Source organism: Bradyrhizobium sp. 76 (assembly GCF_023073025.1).
Lineage (GTDB): Bacteria > Pseudomonadota > Alphaproteobacteria > Rhizobiales > Xanthobacteraceae > Bradyrhizobium.
Map to the genome: position 1 here is coordinate 868,063 of NZ_JADPIS010000015.1, position 20,334 is coordinate 888,396.

The following is a 20,334-nucleotide window of genomic DNA, read 5'->3' on the forward strand; positions in this document are numbered from 1 at the left end:
GCAGGCGTGCCAAGATTTCAATCCACCGCCTTCACCACATCCGGCGGCTGCGAGGCATAATACGCTGCGGCCTGCTCGATTTCCTGCGGGGTCATCGCACGCGCGATGTTGCGCATCTGCTGGCTGATGTCATTGCGGCGCTCGCCGGAGGCAAAGGCCTGCAGCTGCGCCTTCATGTAGGCCTCGGACTGGCCTTCGAGCCACGGGCTGCCGGTTTTGTTGTCGAGGCTACCGTGGCAGGCGCCGCAGGGCGCGATGCCGCGCATCGGTGCGCCGTAGATCACGATGCTTGGCTTCGGCAGTTGCGGCGTCGGGTGATAGGCCGGCAGCCGCGGCAGGTAAGCGTAATAGTTCGAGAGATCTGCGATCTCCTGGTCCGTCAAATTCACGGCGAACGGCGACATCACGGCGTTGGCGCGCGCGCCGGTGCGGAAATCATGCAGCTCCTTGTAGATCACGGCCGCGTACTGGCCGGCGAGATTGGGCGAGTCCGCGCGGCTGACACCGGTCGGGCCATGACAGATCGCGCAACGCTGCGCCAGCGTGGCGCCGCGTCCGATCGCCTCCTGGTTCGGGCGTGCCAGCGTGTTCGACGTCAGCACGACCCCCGAGAGGCGCCTGGTCTGCTCCGGCGTAGTCACGCTCGCTGCGCGTTGCGGCACACCGGCAGCGCTGCAGATCGCGTCCCAGACGTCGGCGAACTGAACCCAGGGCTGTGCGAAGGGCAGCACGAGGAAGCCCGCAATCGCCGTGACGATCAGGATCGCGGCGGTGATGATCACACTCGCCTTGAAATGACGATTGGTGAAGGTGAAGAGGTCGCGCGTGCTCATCACTGCGCTCCCACATAAACGGCTGGCACAGAGGTGCCCTCGGTCAGCGCCAGATTCAGGATCGGATAGCCGTAATTGGTGAGGGTGAGCGCGATCATCAGCGCCACCCACAGCGCATGAGTGTTGAACGCGACGGGGACCGTTGTGGGCTGGTGCACCGCCAGCGCGAAGCGATAGGGGCCGGCGTCGACCTGCGGCGCGCGCATGCCGCGAGCAAGGATAACGATGAACATGATGCCCGACACCAACAGGATGAAGCCGCCGATGGCCGAGAGGGTGACCGAGAGGGCCTGCGGCGCGATCGCGGGGTCTCCGAAGTCGAAATAGGCCATGCGGCGCGGCATGCCGAGAATGCCGACCCAGTGCCAGGGAAAGGTCGTGACGATCATGCCGATGAACCACAGCCAGAGCTGGCTGCGGATCAGGCGGACGTCGATCAGCTCGCGCGCGGTCAGATGCGGCCACAGATCATAGGCGATCGCAAAATACATGATCACGATGGCGCCGCCGAAGATCAGGTGGAAATGGCCGGTGATCCACTGCGTGTTGTGGATCGACGCATCGAGCTGATAGCTCATGTTGATGAGGCCGCCGGCGCCACCGAAGCCGAGCATGACGAATGAAAAGGCGAGGGCCAGCATCATCGGATTGTCCCAGGGCAGGGCCCTGATCCAGCCGAACATGCCGCGGCCGCCGCGCAGGCGCGCCGCGATCTCGACGGAGGCGCAGATCGTGAACACGGTCAGCAGCGTCGGCAGCGCGACCAGCGCCGTGAAAGCCGAATGGATGAACTTGAAGCCGGCGCCGACCTGCGGATCCGCGAAGGTGTGGTGCATGCCGATCGGCATCGCCACCACCAGGAACAGGATGAAGGAAATGCGCGCCATGCTGTCGGAATAGACGCGGCCGCCGATCGCACGCGGCACGATGGTGTAATAGGCGATGTAGGTCGGCATCAGCCAGAAATAGACGATGGCGTGCAGCGTCCAGGAGAAGAACACGCGCGCAAGGCCGGCGTCGATGGTGGCCTTCAGCCCCGCCGCGACCGGAATGATCTGCAGCAGCAGCTCGAGCGCGGCACCGACCGCAGTCCAGGCCCACAGATACGAGCCCGCGACATTCGCGAACATCGCCAGCGGCACCGGCGCGCCGGGATGGGCCTTGCGCCAGACGCGCAGATTGATCGACATCAGCGCGACCCAGATCCAGGAGCCGACCACGACCAGCACGACGCCAAGATAGTAGAACACGTTGCCGATCAGCGGCGGGTAGAACGTGTAGAGCACCGAAGCGCGGCCGAGCCCGACCGGGACCATCGCCATGATCGCGCCGACCACAATCAGCCAGAATCCGGCCCAAGCCCAGCGCACACCGACCAGCCGCTGCTCCAGCGCGGACTCGCTAATGGCATAGCCAAACCCCATCGCGACCAGCGTCGGGAAGACATAGCCCATCACCGTGCCGTGCGCGGTCAGCGAGCGGTAATAGAGTTCGGGATTGGACAGCCAAGTGCCGATCGGGCTGCGGATGAACATCTGCCAGGCGCCGAGCGTGAGCGCGATGCCGAACACGGCGAAGGCCAGCCAGAAATGGGCGAGGATGAGCTTTCTATTGACCAACACAGCTCAGCCTCCCGCCACCCTTCGCGCGGTTCGCGAAGTCCGTCTTGTCGATCACTTTGACCTTGCCCCACATGCCCTCATGGCCGAAGGAGCAAAACTCCTGGCAGGGCATCAGATAGTCGCCGCTCTTCGTAAAGCGCATGAGCTGCTCGGAGATGTAGCCCGGCACCAGCATGGTGTTGACGTTGGTGCCCTGGATCAGGATGCCGTGGACGACATCGGCGCTGGTGGCGCGCAGCGTGATCGGCGTGTCGACGGGCACCACGATGCAGGCCGGCGTGAAGGAATATTGCTGGCCAATCGCGCGCACGGTGACATTGCCGTTGGCCTCCAGCACGCTGCCGAGATTGCTTTCGACGAATTCACCGCTCAGATGCAGCCGCGAGGGATCGGTGGTTTCGACGCGCGGCTGCGGCATGGTCGCGCGATGGATACCGGCGAATGCCGCCAGCAGCGCCATCATCACGACGATGATCACGGCGATGGTGGCCCAGCGCCGCTCGACGCGGGCTGCGACCTCGGCGCTGGCGCTACCGTTGCTGTGGGCTCCCTCGACGCTCATTGCAGCGAGCCGCGCGGCAGGAACACGAACAGATAGAAGGCGAACCACATCGCGACCACGCAGGCCGTGGCGATGCCGGCGACCACTATCGCGCCGGATGGGCCCTGCGCCACGACTTCCTCGATGGCCTGGTCGGCGACGGCTGGGCTGGTTGGCGGGTCGGAATTGAACATGGGGCCCTCAGTTCAGCGGTGCCGAGCGCAGCTCGTTGGCCTCGCGCGCCGAGACCGGCGTGCCGCGATTGCCCCAGGCGGTGCGGATGTAGGAGACGACGGCGGCGACCTCGTTGTCGGAGAGGAGGCCGGCGAAGGGCGGCATGCCGTAGGGCATCGGATTGCCCTTGGTGCCCGGCGGATAGCCGCCATTGAGCACCATGCGGATCGGGTTGACCGCCGACTGCATCTCGATGGACTGGTTGTTGGCGAGCGGCGGCCAGTGCGGCGGCTTGCCCTCGCCCTGGGTGCCATGACAGCTCGCGCAGTTCTTGTCGTAGACGGTCTTGCCGAGGCTGATCAGAAGGCTGCTCTCGCTGGTCGGCAGCGCCGAGCTCGCGGCCGGCGGAGGCGAGGGCTCCGCGATGCCCTTGAGGTAGACCGCCATCGCCCTGGTGTCCGCGTCATCGAGATATTGCAGACTGTTGTGCACGACCTCGGCCATCGGGCCGTAAACCACGCCGCGCATGGAAACGCCGGTCTGGAGCATATCCGTGATGTCTTTGATGCTCCAGTCACCGAGCCCGGCCTCACGGTTCGACGTCAGCGAGGGCGCGTACCAGTTCTGCATCGGGATCAGGCCGCCTTTGAACGCGTCCGATTGCGAGGTGCCCCCGAGCGCGTTGATCGGCGAATGGCACATGCCACAATGGCCGAGGCCCTCGACCAGATAGGCGCCGCGATTCCATTCCGCCGATTTTTTCGGATCCGGCTTGAACTCGCCCTCGCTGAAGAACAGCGTGCGCCAGCCGAGGATGAGCTGGCGGTTGTCGTAAGGGAAACGCAATTCGTGCGGCTTGTTCTTCTGGTTCACCGGCGCAATCGAGCGCAGATAGGCGAAGATGGCGTCGCTGTCGGCGCGCGTGACCTTGGTGTAGGACGCAAACGGCATCGCCGGGTAGATCAGCCCGCCGTCGGGAAAGCGGCCGCTGTGCATGGTCTTGTAGAAGTCGTCGGCTCTCCACTTGCCGATGCCTGTCTCCGGATCGGGCGTGATGTTGGAGGTGTACAGCGTGCCGAACGGTGTCGGCATGGCACGGCCGCCGGCAAACAGACGTCCTTCCGGCGCGGTGTGGCAGGCAGTGCAGTCGCCGGCACGGGCCAGATATTCCCCGCGCGCGATGATGTCGCCGGTCTTGTCTTTCTCCTGCGCGGCTGCTGCCGTGGTGAACGCGGCGATGGCGAGCAACTTGATGGACAGGAGCTTGATCGACAATTTGAAGCCCATCATCCGCCTCGTCAGTTGGGCTGGCTACCGCAGCCGAATGGCAGCGCATAGGTGTCTTTCGGCACGGGGGCTGGGTTCGCGGGGGCAGGCCGCGTCGCAAGCCAGGCTGCGATGGCGGTGACGTCCGCCTCGGTCAAGTGACCGGCGACGAGCTGCATGCAATCAGGGGATTTCGCGGTGCGAGTGCCATAACGCCAGCCGCCGAGCTGGGCGCTGATGTAATTGGCGCGCAAGCCGAGCAGGCCGGGGATGCCGGGCTGCATACCCGTCAGTCCAGGGCCATGACAGCTCACGCAAGCCGGAATGTTGCGGCCGGCATCGCCGCTGGTGGCGAGCAGCTCACCGTGCGCGAGGACGTCCTTGCTGACTTCGCTCGGCGCCGGCGGTGGCAGCGGCGGGTGCTCGCTGGCAAAATATTCCGCCATCGCCTCCAGGTAGGGATCGGGCAGGAATTCCAGCAGATAGTTCATCGGTGGGTATTTGCGCCGGCCGCTACGGAAAGCGAGGAGCTGGTTGTAGAGATAACCGGCCGGCTTGCCTGCGAGACGCGGGAAGTAGACGTCGCGGGTGCCTTCGCCCTTGTTGCCATGACAGGGCGTGCAGGCCTCCACCCGCGCCGCCATCGTATCCGGCGGCTGGTTAGCGGTTTGTGCGGCCGCACCATCAAAGGCGCTCAGGATGGCAATGGCGATTGCCGGAGCAGTGAAGCGAGCGAACACGCCGTCGCCCTCCAGAAAACAGGACCGGGTTGATTCCCGGCCGCAACGTAGCGAATCATTATTGCGCCAATAATTTTCCCACGCCAAGTTCAGACAGAAGCCATGACGTTTGGCCGCGGTCGATATCTGCGATCCCGATCGGATTCGACAAAGTTTCCGTGCTTTTTGAAAACTGGACATAACGCGGCGACCTCGCGACAGTTCCTGCCCGAGTCGGCGTGTGCGTACGCCCTCTGTCAGAGGGCGCAGGAAGGCCGGGTGCCGGCTGGCACCCACGGTCTACTGTGCGAAGGTTGCGCTACAAGAGGCTGCACAGCGGCATACAGGTGAAGCCCAACACACGGCCTTCCCTGCGCAGTGGTTTGACGGCTTATGCCGAGCTCTCCCCGGGGAGCGATGCACTATTGCCCCCGTCGCCTTGCGGATGGCTGATGCAAATGCCCGGTCGGGCCGCCACATCACCACAAGACTTGACGCACAGACCCCGGGCGTCAGGACGACACGGTTTTGCCGTACGCTAATAGCATCGGTCGTGTGCGCGATGCCTTCGCTCACGGTTTCCCGCCCGGCGAAGCCCTTCGCGCCAATGTGACTAGCGTCCACCGCAGCTCATCCCACGTTTCGTGACGATCGCGATACGCCCCTCTGACCGGGATGAGGTGGCGAAGGAATACGCAAAAGCCGAATTTCGGTAAAGTGGAATATCTTTGCGCGAGCGACCCGTTGTTTGTGTGTTTTGCCCGTCGGGGAACGCAAGGTCTTGTGGCCCGGATGCGCTTCGCGCCATCCGGGCTGCGGGACCGTTCGCGTGGAATGCTGCTCGGCCGCGTGACGGGCTTGGTTTCCCGATCTGGGATAACGTACAAGCGACAGCAACGGGAGACGGCAACATGATGGGCGACACGAACGTTCGGGCCGGCCAGTGCCATTGCGGCACGGTGCGTTTCGAGGCGACGCTCAGCGACGGCTTCAATTCTATCCGCCGCTGCACCTGCTCCTACTGCCGCATGCGCGGCGCCCTCGTCGTCATGGCGGCAATGGGCGGGATCAAGTTCCTCCAGGGCGAGGATGCGCTCACAAGCTACCGCTTCCATACCGGATCAGCGCAGCACTTCTTCTGTTCCCGTTGCGGAATCTACACGCACCATCAGCGACGATCCGACCAATCTCTCTATGCCGTCAACGTCGCCTGCCTGGATGGGGTAAGCCCGTTCGATTTCACTGAGGTGCCGGTCATGGACGGCATCAACCACACCAACGACACCGGCCAGCCGACGCGGCGGGCCGGCACGCTCCGCTTCATTTCGGCCGACTGACGGTGGTGGTTGCCTGGCTCAGCCGCGCGGCGACCGCGGCGGCCTGCGCTTCGCCACATGTCGGCGCGGCGAGCGTGTCACGCGGGGGCGAAGGCGGGTTACCGCGGCTTCACGACGAGGCTTGGTCTGGGCTGGACCGCGGGCAAGATCCATCAGCATGCGCAGCGCCTCGACCACCGAGCGCTGGCGCACGGCGGTGCGGCCGATAGCACCAAAACGATGCTCGCGGTGAACGATGCGTCCATCGCGCGCGGCGGCGGCGAAATGCACGAGGCCAACCGGCTTGCCGGGCGTGGCGCCGCCGGGGCCGGCAATGCCGGTGATAGCGACTGCAAGATCGACGCCGGCACGCTCCAGCGCGCCGACCGCCATGGCCGTTGCGGTCTCCTTGCTGACGGCGCCGAAATTCGCAAGCGTGCCGGCCTCGACGCCGAGCATCGCGCGCTTGGCGTCGTTGGAATAGGTGACGAAGCCCCGATCGATCACGTCGGAGGAGCCGGGAATGTCGGTCAGCGCACCCGCGACGAGGCCGCCGGTGCAAGATTCAGCGGTCGCGATCGTCAGCTTGCGCATCCGGCACAGATCGAGCAGCGAGCGGGAGAGGGCGCGTGCGTCGCTGCCGGCCATGGCCTAGACACTCCAGGGCAGGCGGATGGTAGCGCTCGCGGTGGCCGCGATGCCTTCCTCGCGGCCGGTGAAGCCGAGCCGCTCGCTAGTGGTCGCCTTGACCGCGACCCGGGAGATGTCGACGCCGGAGATCTCGGCGATGCGCGCGCGCATGGTGTCACGCAAGGGACCGATCTTCGGCCGTTCGCAGATCATCGTGACCTCGAGATTAGCGATGCGGCCACCGCGCTGGGTGACGCGCTCGATGGCGTATTGCAAAAACTGGTCGGAGGAGGCGCCCTTCCACTTCGCGTCGCTGGGCGGAAAGTGCGATCCGATGTCGCCGTCGGCGAGCGCGCCGAGGATGGCGTCGACCAGCGCATGCAAGCCGACATCGCCGTCAGAATGGGCCAGGAATCCCTTGGTGTGCGGTACGCGCACGCCGCAGATCATGAGATGGTCGCCCTCGCCGAAGGCGTGGACGTCGTAGCCCGTGCCGGTCCTGATGTCGCCGAGCAGGCTGGCCAGCCGCGCTTCCTCGCGCACGAAATCCTCGGGAGTGGTGAGCTTCATGTTGGCAACATCGCCTTCAAAGGTTGCAACCGTCAATCCCGCCCATTCGGCAATCGCGGCATCGTCGGTGAAATCGCTGCGGCCGTCCTTGGCCGCGCGACGATGCGCTTCGAGGATGACGTCGAAGCGAAAGGATTGCGGCGTCTGTGCGATCCGCAATCGCGCCCGATCCGGCGTGTCCTCGACATTACCGTTCTCGCCGGTGACCTTGATGGTGTCGGTGACGGGAACGGCGGGGATCGCGGCGCCGGTGCGGCTGGCCGCATCGATCGCGCGGGTGATCACGCCTTCCGAAACGAAGGGGCGCGCGGCGTCGTGGATCAGGACGATGTCGGGCTTGTGCCTGGCGAGCGCTTCGAGACCGGCGAGCACCGAGGCCTGCCGGGTTGCGCCGCCATTGACCGGAGCCTCGTGGCTGAGCCCTGCGACCGCCGCCGTGAATATGGCACTGTCATCGGGGTTCACGACCGGCTGAACCGCGAACACGTCCGCATGACGGCTGAAGGCCTCCATGGCGCGATAGATCACCGGCACGCCGCCGATCTCGCGATATTGCTTGGGGCCACCGGCGCCTGCGCGCAGGCCGCGTCCGGCCGCGACGAGGACGACTGCGGTGCGCTGTGATTTCGCCATAGGACTCAAATACTCATTTGGTGATGAAGAGAGTCGGGGGTGGGGTGATTGCCGCATGCCTCTAGCACGGCAGGCCCGCAAAAAAAGGGGGTTTCCCCGGATTGTGGGAAACAGCATTTTGCTGCACCGCACTTGAAAGATTGTCAGAACTGTCTAAACTGTAGGCATGACGCTTGACTGCACAAGAATTGTGCGCAAGATAGGTCATGGCAGGCGCGATGAGGCGCTGCCAACGCAACGAGACCCCTGTGACCGGCTCGGCAGTATCAGGCTCTAAGCCATTGAAGATAGGCGATATTGATGTCGCCACCCCGGTCTTCCTGGCGCCGATGTCGGGGGTGACTGACTCGCCCGTCCGCCGGCTGGCCGCGGAGTTGGGGGCGGGTCTGGTGGTGTCCGAAATGACGGCCAGCGACGAACTCGCCAATGGCCATCGGATGTCCCGGTTGCGCTGCGAAGCCACCGGGATCGGTCCGCACGTGGTCCAGCTCGCCGGTTGCGAGACGCACTGGATGGCAGAGGGCGCCCGGATTGCCGAAGCCAACGGCGCCGACATTATCGACATCAACATGGGCTGTCCGGCCCGTCACGTCACCGGCGGCCAGTCCGGTTCCGCCTTGATGCGCGACCTCGACCACGCCGTCAGCCTGATCGAAGCGACGATCGCGGCGGTGAAGGTACCGGTGACGCTGAAGATGCGGCTCGGCTGGGACGACCGCACCCGCAACGCGCCGGAACTGGCGCGTCGCGCGCAGGCGTCAGGCATCAAGCTCGTCACCGTGCACGGCCGCACCCGCTGCCAGTTCTACAAGGGCGAGGCCGATTGGGACGCGATCCGCGCCGTACGCGAGGCCATCTCCATTCCGCTCGTCGTCAATGGCGACATCACCACTTTCGAGAAGGCGCTCGCGGCGTTAGAGGCCTCCGGCGCCGATGCCGTGATGATCGGCCGCGGTGCGCAGGGCCAGCCTTGGCTGCCCGGCCAGATCGGCCGGCGCTTGAGGGGCGGGGCGGCGGAAGCCACGCCGTCGCTCGAGACGCAGCTGCATTACGTCCGCACGCTATATGAAGGCGTCTGCGCGCTCTACGGCCTGCGCATCGGCCTGCGGCATGCGCGAAAACATCTGGGCTGGGCGCTCGACGTCGCGGCCGATGTGAGCCGCGCGCCGGCCGAGAAGCTGAAATCCTGGCGCCAGAAAGTCCTCACCTCGGAGGATCCGCGCCTCGTCCACCGGTCACTGCAAGATGCCTTCGACGACTTCGCATGGAGCGCCGCTGCATGAGTTCAGCCGCTGAACATCGTCGGCCGTTTCCATCCGACAGCGATGCCATCCTGGATGCACTGCCCAATCCCGTGCTCATGATCGGACCGGACGGCAAGATCGTCGCCGCCAACATCGCAACCGAAGCCTTCTTCGATATCTCGACGCAGTTTTTGAAGCGGCAGTCGCTGAAAGAGCTGGTGCCGTTCGGCAGCCCCTTGCTGGCGCTGATCGACCAGGTGCGTTCGTCGAACGCGCCGGTCAACGAATACAAGGTCGATCTGGGCACGCCACGCATGGGCGGAGACCGCCAGGTCGACCTGCATGTTGCCCCCGTCACGGAACGGCCCGGCCATATCGTGGTGATGCTCCAGGAGCGCTCCATCGCCGACAAGATGGACCGCCAGCTCACCCATCGCAGCGCCGCGCGCTCGGTGATCGCGCTCGCCGCGATGCTGGCGCATGAAATCAAGAACCCGCTCTCCGGCATCCGCGGCGCGGCGCAGCTCCTGGAGCAGCAGGCCTCCTCGGAAGACCGCATGCTGACGCGGCTGATCTGCGATGAGGCCGACCGCATCGTGACGCTGGTCGACCGCATGGAGGTGTTCGGCGACGAGCGCCCCGTGGTGCGCGGCCCCGTCAACATCCATTCGGTGCTCGATCACGTCAAACGGCTGGCGCAGTCCGGCTTTGCCCGCAACATCCGCTTCGTCGAGGACTACGATCCCTCGCTGCCGCCGGTGCTGGCGAACCAGGACCAGCTCATCCAGGTGTTCCTCAACCTGGTGAAGAACGCCGCCGAAGCGCTGATCGACGTTCCCGACGGCGAAATCCAGCTCACCACCGCGTTTCGCCCCGGCGTGCGGCTGTCAGTCCCCGGTCAAAAATCCCGTGTATCCCTGCCGCTCGAATTCTGCGTGAAGGACAACGGACCAGGCGTGCCTGACGATCTTCTGCCAAACCTGTTCGATCCCTTCGTCACTACCAAGCAGACCGGCTCGGGTCTGGGCCTCGCGCTGGTCGCAAAGATCATCGGGGATCACGGGGGCATCATCGAATGCGAATCTCAGCCGCGGAAGACCACCTTCCGCGTGCTGATGCCGATGTATTCCACATCGGTGAAACATGCCGATCAAAGCAGTCGCGACGGCTCTGCCGGGAAGTCGTCGTCTGCGTCACAGGGGGCAAAATGAGGATTAACGATGCCCGCAGGTAGCATTCTCGTTGCTGATGACGACACCGCCATCCGCACGGTTCTCAACCAGGCACTATCGCGCGCCGGCTACGAAGTGCGGCTGACCGGCAATGCCGCGACGCTGTGGCGATGGGTCAGCCAGGGGGAGGGCGATCTCGTCATCACCGACGTGGTGATGCCCGACGAGAACGCGTTCGACCTGTTGCCGCGGATCAAGAAGATGCGGCCGAATTTGCCGGTCATCGTCATGAGCGCGCAAAACACCTTCATGACGGCGATCCGGGCTTCCGAGCGCGGCGCCTATGAATATCTGCCGAAGCCCTTCGACCTGAAGGAGCTGATCGCCATCGTCGGCCGCGCGCTGGCCGAGCCGAAGGAGCGGGTCTCGACGCCGAACGAGGACGCCGAGATGGAGGCGATCCCGCTGGTCGGCCGCTCGCCGGCGATGCAGGAAATCTATCGTGTGCTGGCGCGCCTGATGCAGACCGACCTCACCGTGATGATCACGGGCGAGTCAGGTACCGGCAAGGAGCTGGTGGCGCGCGCGCTGCACGACTACGGCAAGCGCCGCAACGGCCCGTTCGTCGCGGTCAACATGGCGGCAATCCCGCGCGACCTGATCGAGTCCGAACTGTTCGGCCACGAGCGCGGCGCCTTCACCGGCGCCAATACCCGCGCCTCCGGCCGCTTCGAGCAGGCCGAGGGCGGCACGCTGTTCCTGGACGAGATCGGCGATATGCCGATGGAGGCGCAGACCCGCCTGCTGCGCGTGCTTCAGCAGGGCGAATACACCACGGTCGGCGGCCGCACCCCGATCAAGACCGACGTGCGCATCGTCGCGGCCTCCAACAAGGATCTGCGCGTCCTGATCCAGCAGGGCCTGTTCCGTGAAGATCTGTTCTTCCGTCTCAACGTCGTGCCGCTGCGGCTGCCGCCGTTGCGCGAGCGCATCGAGGATCTGCCCGATCTCATCCGTCATTTCTTCGCGCTGGCCGAGAAGGACGGACTGCCGCCGAAGAAGCTCGACGCGCTGGCGCTGGAGCGGATGAAGCAGCACCGCTGGCCGGGCAACGTGCGCGAGCTCGAGAACCTCGCCCGTCGCCTCGCGGCGCTCTATCCGCAGGACGTGATCACGGGCTCCGTCATCGACGGCGAGTTGGCGCCACCTACGGTCAGCCCGGGTGCCGCAGTCCAGCATGGCGTCGACAATCTCGGCGGCGCCGTGGAAGCGTATCTCTCTTCGCACTTTCAGGGCTTCCCGAACGGCGTGCCGCCGCCGGGCCTCTATCACCGCATCTTGAAAGAGATCGAGGTGCCGCTACTCACGGCCGCGCTCGCCGCCACCCGCGGCAACCAGATCCGCGCGGCCGATCTGCTCGGCCTCAACCGCAACACGCTGCGGAAGAAGATCCGGGATCTCGATATCCAGGTGTATCGGAGCGGAGGCTAGCCTTCCCGTAACGGACGGTGGCTCAGCTCCCCCTACCAAGCGGAGCTGAGCCTGTCCGGATCGCGCTGGCCGTTGTGGCTGACGCGGTGAGCAGAAGTCCGGACCGGACTGAAATGTTCCGCAGGAACATTCAAATGATGATTTCAGCCGCGGGACGCGGCCTCACACCTATCTGACAAACCGGCCTGCTACCTTTATCGCGCTAGCGACGTTCGCATTTGGCTCCTGCACCCCGAGCCCATTGACCAGCAGGTCCGCCGCCACGATCAGCAGCAGCACGGCCGACACCATCATTGCGAGAAAGAACCTGTGCATGCTGGTCAAGCCGTGAGGGCCGGAATGCGTTCCCGCCCTCCGGCATGTCGCTGTGGATGCGCGGGTCGGTCGCGGCGAGGGCGCCGCGGAATTGTCGCAATTCGGCAACAATGTGGTACGAATACATCAGTATCCGCCCGCCGCGGACCCCGTTTTTCAGCACCCATTGCCGGAATGACCAGCGCAGACACCTCGGCCGCATCCTTTGACACGGCCCCAGCTGAAGAGCCCCGGCGTTGGTCGGCGCGACGCTGGCTGGCGCCGTTCGCCGTGGCGCTGGCCCTGCTGTCGGCCTGCCTGACATTCCTGGTCCTGACCGGCCTCACGTCAATCGAGCCGACCCCTGCGGTTGTCCGCTCGTTCTATCTGATCAATGCGGGCACGATCCTGCTGCTGGTCGGCATCATCATCCGCGAGCTCTGGCAGCTGATCCTGGCGCGACGGCGGGGCAGGGCGGCCGCGCGCCTCCATGTCCAGATCGTCAGCCTGTTCTCGATCGTGGCGGTGCTGCCGGCGGTGCTGGTCGCCGTCGTCGCCAACGTCACCATCGAGCGCGGCCTCGACCGCCTGTTCTCCGGCCCGACCAAGGAGGTGATCCAGAATTCGCTGACGATCGCGCGCGCCTACATGCAGGACCACGCGCAGCTGATCCGGGGCGACATTCTCGGGATGGCCAACGACATCGCCCACGCCCGGCCGCTCTACGACCAGGATCGCCGCTCTTTTCGCGAATTGCTGACGTCCAGCGCCGCCTCGCGCAATTTGCCGGGCGCGATGATCATCGACAAGAACACCAACATTCTCGAATCCGCCGATACCGGCATGCGGCTGGCCTATTCGCCGCCGGCGCCGGACTTCCTCAGCAACGTCAACGAATCCGAGCCCGAGATCGCGGTGCTGCCCGATGCGAGCTTCGTCGCCGCGGTGGTCCGCTTGCGCGCCTTCAGCGACACTTTCCTCTACGTCGCGAGGCCGCTCGATCCGAACGTCGTCAACCAACTCAAGCAGACCGAGGTCAGCGTCGCCGAATACGCCCAGATCGAGTCGCGCCGGCTCGGCATCCAGGTCGCGTTCGCGCTGATGTTCGCGGTGATCGCGCTGACCATCCTGATGGCCTCGGTGCTGATCGGCCTCAACTTCGCCAACTCGCTGGTCTCGCCGATCCGGCGACTGATGAACGCGGCCCAGACGGTCTCGACAGGCGATCTCCATGTGAAAGTGCCGGTGCACCAGTCGGAAGGCGACCTCGCCCAGCTGGGTGAGACCTTCAACAAGATGACGGAGGAGTTGCGCAGCCAGCGCGACGAGCTCGTCAACGCCAGTGACCTCATCGACAGCCGCCGCCGCTTCATCGAGGCGGTGCTGTCGTCCGCGAGCGCCGGCATCATCGGCGTGGATAATTCAGGCAGCGTCGGCATTCTCAACCGTTCCGCCGAAAAGCTGATCGGGCACTCCGAAGCCGAGACGCTCGGCCATCCGCTCTCCGACGTGCTGCCCGAGCTCGAGGAGATGATGAAGACGGCGCGGGAAGGGACCCAGCGCCTGGTGCAGGGGCAGATCACGATCACGCGGGACGGGCAGGAACGCAATCTGTCGGTCCGCGTCAGCGCGGAGAAGACCAGCCAGCCGCACGACAGCTACATCATCACGCTCGACGACATCACCGAACTGGTCTCGGCGCAGCGCACCTCGGCCTGGGGCGACGTCGCGCGCCGCATCGCGCATGAGATCAAGAACCCGCTGACCCCGATCCAGCTCTCCGCCGAGCGCATTCGCCGCAAATTCGGCAAGGACATCACCGAGGGCAAGGACAAGCAGATCTTCGAACAGTGCACCGACACCATCGTGCGTCAGGTCGACGATATCCGCCGCATGGTCGACGAGTTCTCGCGCTTCGCGCGGATGCCGAAGCCGGTGATGGAGGGTGAGGACGTCGCCGACGCAGTGCGGCAGGCGGTGTTCCTGATGAAGGTCGCCCATCCCGAGATCGATATCGAGGCCGAATTCAAGGAAGACCCGCTGCGCGCCCAGTTCGACCGGCGGCTGATCTCGCAGGCCGTCACCAACATCGTCAAGAACGCCACCGAGGCGATCGAGCAGGTTCCCCTGGAGGAGCTCGGCAAAGGCCGGATCGACGTCGTGGTCTCGCGCGAGGGCGAGGACGTGCTGATCGACGTCGTCGACAACGGCATCGGCCTGCCCAAGGTGGCGCGCTCGCGCCTGCTCGAGCCCTATGTGACGACACGCGCCAAGGGCACCGGCCTTGGGCTCGCGATCGTCGGTCGCGTGCTGGAAGACCATGGCGGGCGTATCGAACTGAAGGATGCCTCGGACTTCCGCGAGGGCCAACGCGGGGCCTGGATGCGGATGCGTTTTGCGATCTCCGGCGCTCCCGCGAAAACCGAGGGGGCCGAACCGGCGGGCGGGGCAACGACCAAGCCGGAAAGCGGCGAAACCGCCACGCAATCCGTCAAGGATCCGGAAACAAAGCAGGCGGCCGTCGAAACCAAAGAGCCGGCTGAAAAGACCAATGATTCAACGAAGATCGAAGCCTCAACAGGCAGCTGAGAAAACAGGCGACCCATGGCAAGTGAAATTCTGATTGTCGATGATGAGGCCGATATTCGGGATCTCGTTGCGGGCATCCTCGAAGACGAGGGCTTCGTGACCCGGACCGCGCGTGACAGCGATACGGCGCTCGCCGAGATCGCCAACCGCAGGCCGCATCTGGTGTTCCTCGACATCTGGCTGCAGGGCTCCAAGCTCGACGGCTTGCAGCTGCTGGAGCAGGTCAAAAAAGACAATCCCGATCTCCCGGTCGTGATGATCTCCGGCCACGGCAACATCGAGACCGCGGTCGCCGCGATCAAGCGTGGCGCCTACGATTTCATCGAGAAGCCGTTCAAGACCGACCGGCTGATTCTGGTCGCGAACCGTGCACTGGAGAACTCGCGGCTCAAGCGCGAGGTCAAGGAGCTGAAGCAGCTCGCGCCGAGCGCAAGCTCGCTGGTCGGCCGCTCGCCCAGCATGAACCAGCTGCGCCAGACCATTGAGCGTGCGGCCAAGGCCAACAGCCGCATCCTGATCGTCGGTCCCGCCGGTGCCGGCAAGGAACTGACCGCCCGCACGTTGCACACGGCCTCGGGCCGCGCCGACGGCCCCTTCGTCGTCATCAACGCCGCTGCGATCACGCCCGAGCGGATGGAGCACGAGCTGTTCGGCATCGAGCAGTCCAACGGCGAGCACGCGCGCAAGCCCGGCGCGCTCGAAGAGGCCCATGGCGGCACGCTGTTCATCGACGAAATCGCGGACATGCCGCGCGAGACCCAGAACAAGATCTTGCGCGTGCTGGTCGAGCAGTCGTTCCAGCGCGTCGGCGGCAACGGCAAGGTCCAGGTCGACGTCCGCATCATCTCCTCCACCGCGCGCAATCTGGAAGAGGAGATCGCGGCCGGCCATTTCCGCGAGGATCTCTATCATCGGCTCTCGGTGGTGCCGATCCGCGTGCCCGCATTGTCGGAGCGGCGTGAGGACATTCCGGAATTGATCGACTATTTCATGGAGCAGATCTCCGCGGGCAGCGGCCTGCCCAAGCGGCAGATCGGCCAGGACGCGATGGCGGTGCTGCAGTCGCATGTCTGGCCGGGCAATGTGCGCCAGCTCCGCAACAACGTTGAGAGAGTCATGATTCTGGCCGCGGGCGGGCCTGAGGTCATCATCACTGCCGACATGCTGCCGCAGGATGTCGGCTCCATGGTGCCGGCGATGCCGACCAGCAACAATGGCGAGCACATCATGGGCCTGCCGCTGCGCGAAGCGCGCGAAGTGTTCGAGCGCGACTATTTGATTGCACAGATCAGCCGTTTCTCAGGAAATATTTCTCGCACGGCCGAGTTTGTTGGCATGGAACGCTCGGCACTGCACCGGAAGTTGAAGGCGCTCGGCGTCGGCTGACGCTGCGACGTCGTTGGAATAGGCGAGGAAAATCATCGATTTCCGTAGTTTTTCGGGGCAATACGGCGTGGGCTGCCGCGTGAAGCGGCTTGCCTAATAAGCCTACCTGTCCTCTAATCGAACCGCTGTCCCTCCGAGGGGGATCTCATGAAGGACGGCACCGGACGAGGACCCCGAATTTTCAAAAGAGGGCCGCAACCGGCGCAATAAAAAGAAACTCAAAGCGAGAAAAAAACAATGGCGGCAGACCGCGCACAAAACCTGCAGGACACCTTCCTTAATCACGTTCGCAAAACCAAAACGCCACTGACGATCTTTCTGGTCAACGGAGTGAAGCTCCAGGGCATCGTGACCTGGTTCGACAATTTCTGTTTGCTGCTTCGGCGCGACGGTCACTCGCAGCTCGTCTACAAGCATGCGATCTCGACCATCATGCCGGGCGCTCCGATCCAGTTGTTCGAAGGCGGCGAGGACCAGCCGGCTTGAGAGTGATCTGATTGGAACCCCGGAATTTCGACGGGGATGCCGACCGTCCGCGGTCGGCAGGGGGTACGCAGACGGGGCGGGTGCTTGTCATCGGTCCCTATTTGCGGGTGCGCGCAGGCAATGCCGACGCGCAATCGGAAGCTCATGTCCTGCGTGACGCGGAAGCCCGGCTCGACGAAGCTGCCGGCCTCGCGCGCGCGATCGATCTCGTCGTTGCCGATGCCATCATCGCGCCGATCAACCAGATCCGCCCTGCGACCTATATCGGCAAGGGCAAGGTCGAGGAGATCGCTGCGCTCGCCAAGAGCCTCGACGTCGAGCTCGTGGTGATGGATTGCGCGCTTGCGCCGATCCAGCAGCGCAATCTCGAGAAGGAGCTGCAGGCAAAGGTGCTCGATCGCACCGGGCTCATTTTGGAAATCTTCGGCCGCCGCGCCAAGACCAAGGAAGGCTCGCTCCAGGTCGAGCTCGCGCATCTCAACTATCAACGTTCGCGCCTGGTGCGCTCATGGACCCATCTCGAACGCCAGCGCGGCGGCTTTGGATTCATGGGCGGTCCCGGCGAGACCCAGATCGAAGCCGACCGCCGCCTGATCCAGGAGCGCATCTCCAAGCTCGAGGGCGAGCTGAAGAAGGTGCAGGCCACACGCCGCCTGCATCGCGCAGGCCGCCAGCGCGTGCCGTACCGCGTCGTGGCGCTGGTCGGCTACACCAATGCCGGCAAGTCGACGCTGTTCAACCGCCTGACCCGCGCCGACGTGCAGGCCGCCGACATGCTGTTCGCCACGCTGGATCCGACCCTGCGTGCGCTCACCCTGCCGCATGGCGGCAAGGCGATGCTGTCGGACACCGTCGGTTTCATCTCCAATTTGCCGACGCAGCTCGTCGCCGCCTTCCGCGCCACGCTGGAGGAGGTGCTGGAAGCCGACGTCATCCTGCATGTGCGCGACATCTCGCACGACGACGCCGAGGCGCAGCAGAGCGACGTCGACGCCGTGCTGCGCCAGCTCGGCATCAATCCCGATGATTCAGGCCGCATCATCGAGGTCTGGAACAAGATCGACCGTTATGGTCCCGAACAGCGCGAAGAGCTTTTGAACATCGCGGCGCGCAGGCCGGAGGATCATCCGGCGATGCTGGTGTCGGCCGTGTCGGGCGAGGGGGTCGACGCACTGCTCGCCGCGATCGAGGAGCGCTTGGCTGCCAAGCGCATCACGCTCGACCTCTCCATCGATGCCTCCGACGGCGCCGGCATCAGCTGGCTGCATCGGAATTCCGAAGTGCTGGCGAAAGAGCTGCACGACGGCCGCTTCGACATGACGGTGCGGGTGGACGAGACCAAGCGGGACATCGTGGTGAACCGGTTTGACGCCGTGCCGCGACTGTCGGCATAACAGGTGTCGTCCCGGCGAAGGCCGGGACCATACCGCGTGATCCATCGAGGCAGGGCGGTCTTCATACCGACGAACATTTTCACTCCAAGCCTTCGCCCAACCCCTCCCTGTGGTCATGGGTCCCGGCCTTCGCCGGGACGACGACGGAGTTAGCCGCGCGCCTGGTTGCTTTTCTCGGCCGGTGCGGCGCTTTTCTCCTCGCTTTTCGCCGCGTTCCACAACGCGTCCATCTCGGCGAGCGACGCCTGCTCCAGCGTGCGGCCCTGCGCCTCCAGCGCCCGCTCGATGAACCCAAACCGGCGCTCGAACTTCGCGTTGGTCGCGCGAAGCGCGGCTTCCGGATCGGCATCGACATGGCGGGCGAGATTGACCAGCGCGAACATCAGGTCGCCGGTCTCTTCCGCCAGGCCCTCGCTGTCGTCGCGGTCGAGCGCGGCCTCGATCTCGTCGGCTTCCTCGCGGATTTTTGCCAGCACCGCGCGTGGATCGTTCCAGTCGAAGCCGACAGTGGAGGCCTTGCGCTGCAGCTCCATGGCGCGCGTCAGCGCGGGCTGGCCGGCCTTCACGCCTGACAGCAGCGATTTGTGCGACGACGCTTCCTGCGGCGGCCGGCGCGCAGCGCGCTCGGCTTTCTCCTCCGCCTTGATGCGGTCCCAGACCTCCTTGACGTGGGAGGAGGCGAGGTTGCCCTCCTTGTCGGCGAAAACGTGAGGATGGCGCCGGATCATTTTTCGCGTGATGGCCTCGACGACATCTCCAAACGCGAACGCGTTCTGCTCCGATGCCATCTGGGCGTGGAAGACGACCTGGAGCAGCAGGTCGCCGAGCTCCTCGCAGAGATCGTCGAGGTCGCCGCGGCTGATGGCCTCGACCACCTCATAGGCTTCCTCGATCGTATAGGGCGCGATGGTCGCAAAATTCTGCTCGAGGTCCCAGGGGCAGCCTGTCACCGGTGTGCGCAGCGCCGCCATGATCTCGATCAGGCGGGAAATGTCGCGGGAAGGGGTCATTGCGGGGCAGTCTCCTGGCTCCCAAGCCTTATGCCAAAAGCGAGCTCCCGTTCCCAGCGCAGCGCGGCGGAACAGGGTGATTTCCACCGGTTGGCGGGCCGGATTGGCGAGCAGCGTGCGCAATGCTAAAGCGCGGGCCATGAGCGACGTATTTTCATCCGGAACCGCATTGGTGCTGTTCTCCGGCGGCCAGGATTCCACCACCTGCCTTGCCTGGGCGCTGAACCGGTTTGCGCGCGTGGAGACGCTGGGGTTCGATTACGGCCAGCGCCACGCCATCGAGCTTGCCTGCCGTGACCGACTGTTCGACGGCATCAAGGATCTGCGCGCGGATTGGGCTTCCAGGCTTGGCGAGAGCCACACGCTGTCGATCCCAACGCTCGCGGCCGTATCCGAGACGGCGCTGACGCGCGACGTCGCGATCGCGATGGGCGCCGACGGCCTGCCGAACACGTTCGTGCCCGGCCGCAATCTGGTGTTCTTGACATTCGCCGCGGCACTGGCCTACCGGCGCGGCATCAGTCACATCGTCGGCGGCATGTGCGAGACCGACTATTCCGGTTATCCCGATTGCCGCGACGACACCATTCGCGCGATGCAGGCCGCGCTGTCGCTCGGCATGGCCCGCAAGTTCGAGTTGCACACACCGCTGATGTGGATCGACAAGGCCGCGACGTGGAAGCTCGCCCATGAGCTCGGCGGCGACGGGCTGGTCGATCTCATCCGCGAGCAGTCGCACACCTGCTATCTCGGCGAACGCGGCGCGCAGCATGATTGGGGATACGGCTGCGGCGAGTGCCCTGCGTGCAGCCTGCGGGCAAAGGGGTGGCGGGAGTACGTGGCGGGCCGGTGAGGTGCCTCACTCCGCCGTCATTGAGAGGAGCTCTTGCGACGAAGCAATCCAGACTGCCTCTGCTGAGGGATTCTGGATTCGCTACGTTCGCAATGATGGGTGTGCGCGATC

Annotated in this window: 18 protein-coding genes; 9 read left to right on the top strand and 9 right to left on the bottom strand. The window is 64.9% G+C overall.

The window, feature by feature from the left end; genetic code table 11:
- Window positions 1-17 precede the first annotated feature (17 nt).
- The 6 genes from IVB48_RS05160 to IVB48_RS05185 are packed head-to-tail and all read right to left on the bottom strand — an operon-like array spanning window position 18 to window position 5,176.
- Window positions 18-833, bottom strand: coding sequence for a c-type cytochrome (locus IVB48_RS05160; protein WP_027566910.1), 816 nt, complete (start codon window positions 831-833; stop codon window positions 18-20).
- Window positions 833-2,455, bottom strand: a complete 1,623-nt coding sequence (locus tag IVB48_RS05165) for a b(o/a)3-type cytochrome-c oxidase subunit 1 (protein WP_247397970.1) — start codon at window positions 2,453-2,455, stop codon at window positions 833-835. The genes IVB48_RS05160 and IVB48_RS05165 overlap by 1 nt, the downstream gene beginning before the upstream one ends.
- Window positions 2,442-3,017 (bottom strand): cytochrome C oxidase subunit II, encoded by a 576-nt coding sequence (locus tag IVB48_RS05170; protein ID WP_247286087.1) that lies wholly within the window; start codon window positions 3,015-3,017, stop codon window positions 2,442-2,444. The genes IVB48_RS05165 and IVB48_RS05170 overlap by 14 nt, the downstream gene beginning before the upstream one ends.
- A complete protein-coding gene (locus IVB48_RS05175; protein WP_027566913.1) occupies window positions 3,014-3,190 on the bottom strand; it encodes a hypothetical protein in 177 nt (58 codons plus the stop codon). The genes IVB48_RS05170 and IVB48_RS05175 overlap by 4 nt, the downstream gene beginning before the upstream one ends.
- A 7-nt stretch (window positions 3,191-3,197) precedes the next feature.
- Window positions 3,198-4,460, bottom strand: coding sequence for a cytochrome c (locus IVB48_RS05180; RefSeq protein ID WP_247397972.1), 1,263 nt, complete (start codon window positions 4,458-4,460; stop codon window positions 3,198-3,200).
- 8 nt (window positions 4,461-4,468) lie between these two features.
- The gene (locus IVB48_RS05185; RefSeq protein WP_247398200.1) at window positions 4,469-5,176 is read right to left on the bottom strand and encodes a c-type cytochrome; all 708 of its coding nucleotides are present in this window, start codon (window positions 5,174-5,176) and stop codon (window positions 4,469-4,471) included.
- Between the two features lie 890 nt (window positions 5,177-6,066).
- On the opposite strand from IVB48_RS05185, the gene IVB48_RS05190 reads away from it, so the two are divergent.
- A complete protein-coding gene (locus tag IVB48_RS05190) occupies window positions 6,067-6,492 on the top strand; it encodes a GFA family protein (RefSeq protein ID WP_247397974.1) in 426 nt (141 codons plus the stop codon).
- 18 nt (window positions 6,493-6,510) lie between these two features.
- On the opposite strand, the gene IVB48_RS05195 is transcribed toward IVB48_RS05190, so the two are convergent.
- Both IVB48_RS05195 and IVB48_RS05200 read right to left on the bottom strand, forming a co-directional pair.
- Window positions 6,511-7,119 carry a CinA family protein gene (locus tag IVB48_RS05195; protein WP_247397975.1) on the bottom strand — a complete coding sequence of 203 codons (609 nt, stop codon included), beginning with the start codon at window positions 7,117-7,119 and terminating at the stop codon, window positions 6,511-6,513.
- Window positions 7,120-7,122: 3 nt separating this feature from the next.
- Window positions 7,123-8,304 (bottom strand): bifunctional 2-C-methyl-D-erythritol 4-phosphate cytidylyltransferase/2-C-methyl-D-erythritol 2,4-cyclodiphosphate synthase, encoded by a 1,182-nt coding sequence (locus IVB48_RS05200; protein ID WP_247397976.1) that lies wholly within the window; start codon window positions 8,302-8,304, stop codon window positions 7,123-7,125.
- 281 nt (window positions 8,305-8,585) lie between these two features.
- Between IVB48_RS05200 and dusB the strand changes: the two genes are divergently transcribed.
- The 7 genes from dusB (at window position 8,586) to hflX (ending at window position 18,360) form a co-directional block, all read left to right on the top strand.
- The gene (gene dusB / locus IVB48_RS05205; protein WP_247398202.1) at window positions 8,586-9,587 is read left to right on the top strand and encodes a tRNA dihydrouridine synthase DusB; all 1,002 of its coding nucleotides are present in this window, start codon (window positions 8,586-8,588) and stop codon (window positions 9,585-9,587) included.
- Window positions 9,584-10,759 carry a nitrogen regulation protein NR(II) gene (locus IVB48_RS05210; protein WP_027566920.1) on the top strand — a complete coding sequence of 392 codons (1,176 nt, stop codon included), beginning with the start codon at window positions 9,584-9,586 and terminating at the stop codon, window positions 10,757-10,759. Before dusB ends, IVB48_RS05210 begins: the two co-directional genes overlap by 4 nt.
- 9 nt (window positions 10,760-10,768) lie before the next feature.
- Window positions 10,769-12,211: a nitrogen regulation protein NR(I) gene (gene ntrC, locus IVB48_RS05215; protein WP_027566921.1), complete on the top strand. Its 1,443-nt coding sequence runs from the start codon at window positions 10,769-10,771 to the stop codon at window positions 12,209-12,211.
- A 489-nt stretch (window positions 12,212-12,700) separates the two neighbouring features.
- Window positions 12,701-15,094, top strand: a complete 2,394-nt coding sequence (locus IVB48_RS05220) for a PAS domain-containing sensor histidine kinase (RefSeq protein WP_247397978.1) — start codon at window positions 12,701-12,703, stop codon at window positions 15,092-15,094.
- Between the two features lie 15 nt (window positions 15,095-15,109).
- A complete protein-coding gene (locus tag IVB48_RS05225) occupies window positions 15,110-16,480 on the top strand; it encodes a sigma-54 dependent transcriptional regulator (RefSeq protein ID WP_007591127.1) in 1,371 nt (456 codons plus the stop codon).
- A gap of 237 nt (window positions 16,481-16,717) precedes the next feature.
- Window positions 16,718-16,966 (top strand): RNA chaperone Hfq, encoded by a 249-nt coding sequence (gene hfq, locus IVB48_RS05230; RefSeq protein WP_007591126.1) that lies wholly within the window; start codon window positions 16,718-16,720, stop codon window positions 16,964-16,966.
- 11 nt (window positions 16,967-16,977) lie between these two features.
- Complete coding sequence (gene hflX, locus IVB48_RS05235) at window positions 16,978-18,360, top strand: GTPase HflX (RefSeq protein ID WP_247286079.1); 1,383 nt, start codon at window positions 16,978-16,980, stop codon at window positions 18,358-18,360.
- A gap of 149 nt (window positions 18,361-18,509) precedes the next feature.
- On the opposite strand, the gene mazG is transcribed toward hflX, so the two are convergent.
- On the bottom strand, window positions 18,510-19,370 hold the full coding sequence (gene mazG / locus IVB48_RS05240; protein ID WP_247397980.1) for a nucleoside triphosphate pyrophosphohydrolase: 861 nt from the start codon (window positions 19,368-19,370) through the stop codon (window positions 18,510-18,512).
- Window positions 19,371-19,509: 139 nt separating this feature from the next.
- Here mazG and queC point away from each other — a divergent pair, with 139 nt between their 5' ends.
- Complete coding sequence (gene queC, locus IVB48_RS05245; RefSeq protein ID WP_247397982.1) at window positions 19,510-20,223, top strand: 7-cyano-7-deazaguanine synthase QueC; 714 nt, start codon at window positions 19,510-19,512, stop codon at window positions 20,221-20,223.
- Window positions 20,224-20,334: the final 111 nt, after the last annotated feature.

What these genes read in the sequence shown, in the direction of transcription:
- IVB48_RS05160 (WP_027566910.1), bottom strand. Translation starts at nt 833, where the DNA reads ATGAGCACGCGCGACCTCTTCACCTTCACCAATCGTCATTTCAAGGCG.
- IVB48_RS05170 (WP_247286087.1), bottom strand. Translation starts at nt 3,017, where the DNA reads ATGAGCGTCGAGGGAGCCCACAGCAACGGTAGCGCCAGCGCCGAGGTC.
- IVB48_RS05175 (WP_027566913.1), bottom strand. Translation starts at nt 3,190, where the DNA reads ATGTTCAATTCCGACCCGCCAACCAGCCCAGCCGTCGCCGACCAGGCC.
- IVB48_RS05180 (WP_247397972.1), bottom strand. Translation starts at nt 4,460, where the DNA reads ATGATGGGCTTCAAATTGTCGATCAAGCTCCTGTCCATCAAGTTGCTC.
- IVB48_RS05190 (WP_247397974.1), top strand. Translation starts at nt 6,067, where the DNA reads ATGATGGGCGACACGAACGTTCGGGCCGGCCAGTGCCATTGCGGCACG.
- IVB48_RS05195 (WP_247397975.1), bottom strand. Translation starts at nt 7,119, where the DNA reads ATGGCCGGCAGCGACGCACGCGCCCTCTCCCGCTCGCTGCTCGATCTG.
- IVB48_RS05200 (WP_247397976.1), bottom strand. Translation starts at nt 8,304, where the DNA reads ATGGCGAAATCACAGCGCACCGCAGTCGTCCTCGTCGCGGCCGGACGC.
- IVB48_RS05210 (WP_027566920.1), top strand. Translation starts at nt 9,584, where the DNA reads ATGAGTTCAGCCGCTGAACATCGTCGGCCGTTTCCATCCGACAGCGAT.
- ntrC (WP_027566921.1), top strand. Translation starts at nt 10,769, where the DNA reads ATGCCCGCAGGTAGCATTCTCGTTGCTGATGACGACACCGCCATCCGC.
- IVB48_RS05220 (WP_247397978.1), top strand. Translation starts at nt 12,701, where the DNA reads ATGACCAGCGCAGACACCTCGGCCGCATCCTTTGACACGGCCCCAGCT.
- IVB48_RS05225 (WP_007591127.1), top strand. Translation starts at nt 15,110, where the DNA reads ATGGCAAGTGAAATTCTGATTGTCGATGATGAGGCCGATATTCGGGAT.
- hfq (WP_007591126.1), top strand. Translation starts at nt 16,718, where the DNA reads ATGGCGGCAGACCGCGCACAAAACCTGCAGGACACCTTCCTTAATCAC.
- mazG (WP_247397980.1), bottom strand. Translation starts at nt 19,370, where the DNA reads ATGACCCCTTCCCGCGACATTTCCCGCCTGATCGAGATCATGGCGGCG.
- queC (WP_247397982.1), top strand. Translation starts at nt 19,510, where the DNA reads ATGAGCGACGTATTTTCATCCGGAACCGCATTGGTGCTGTTCTCCGGC.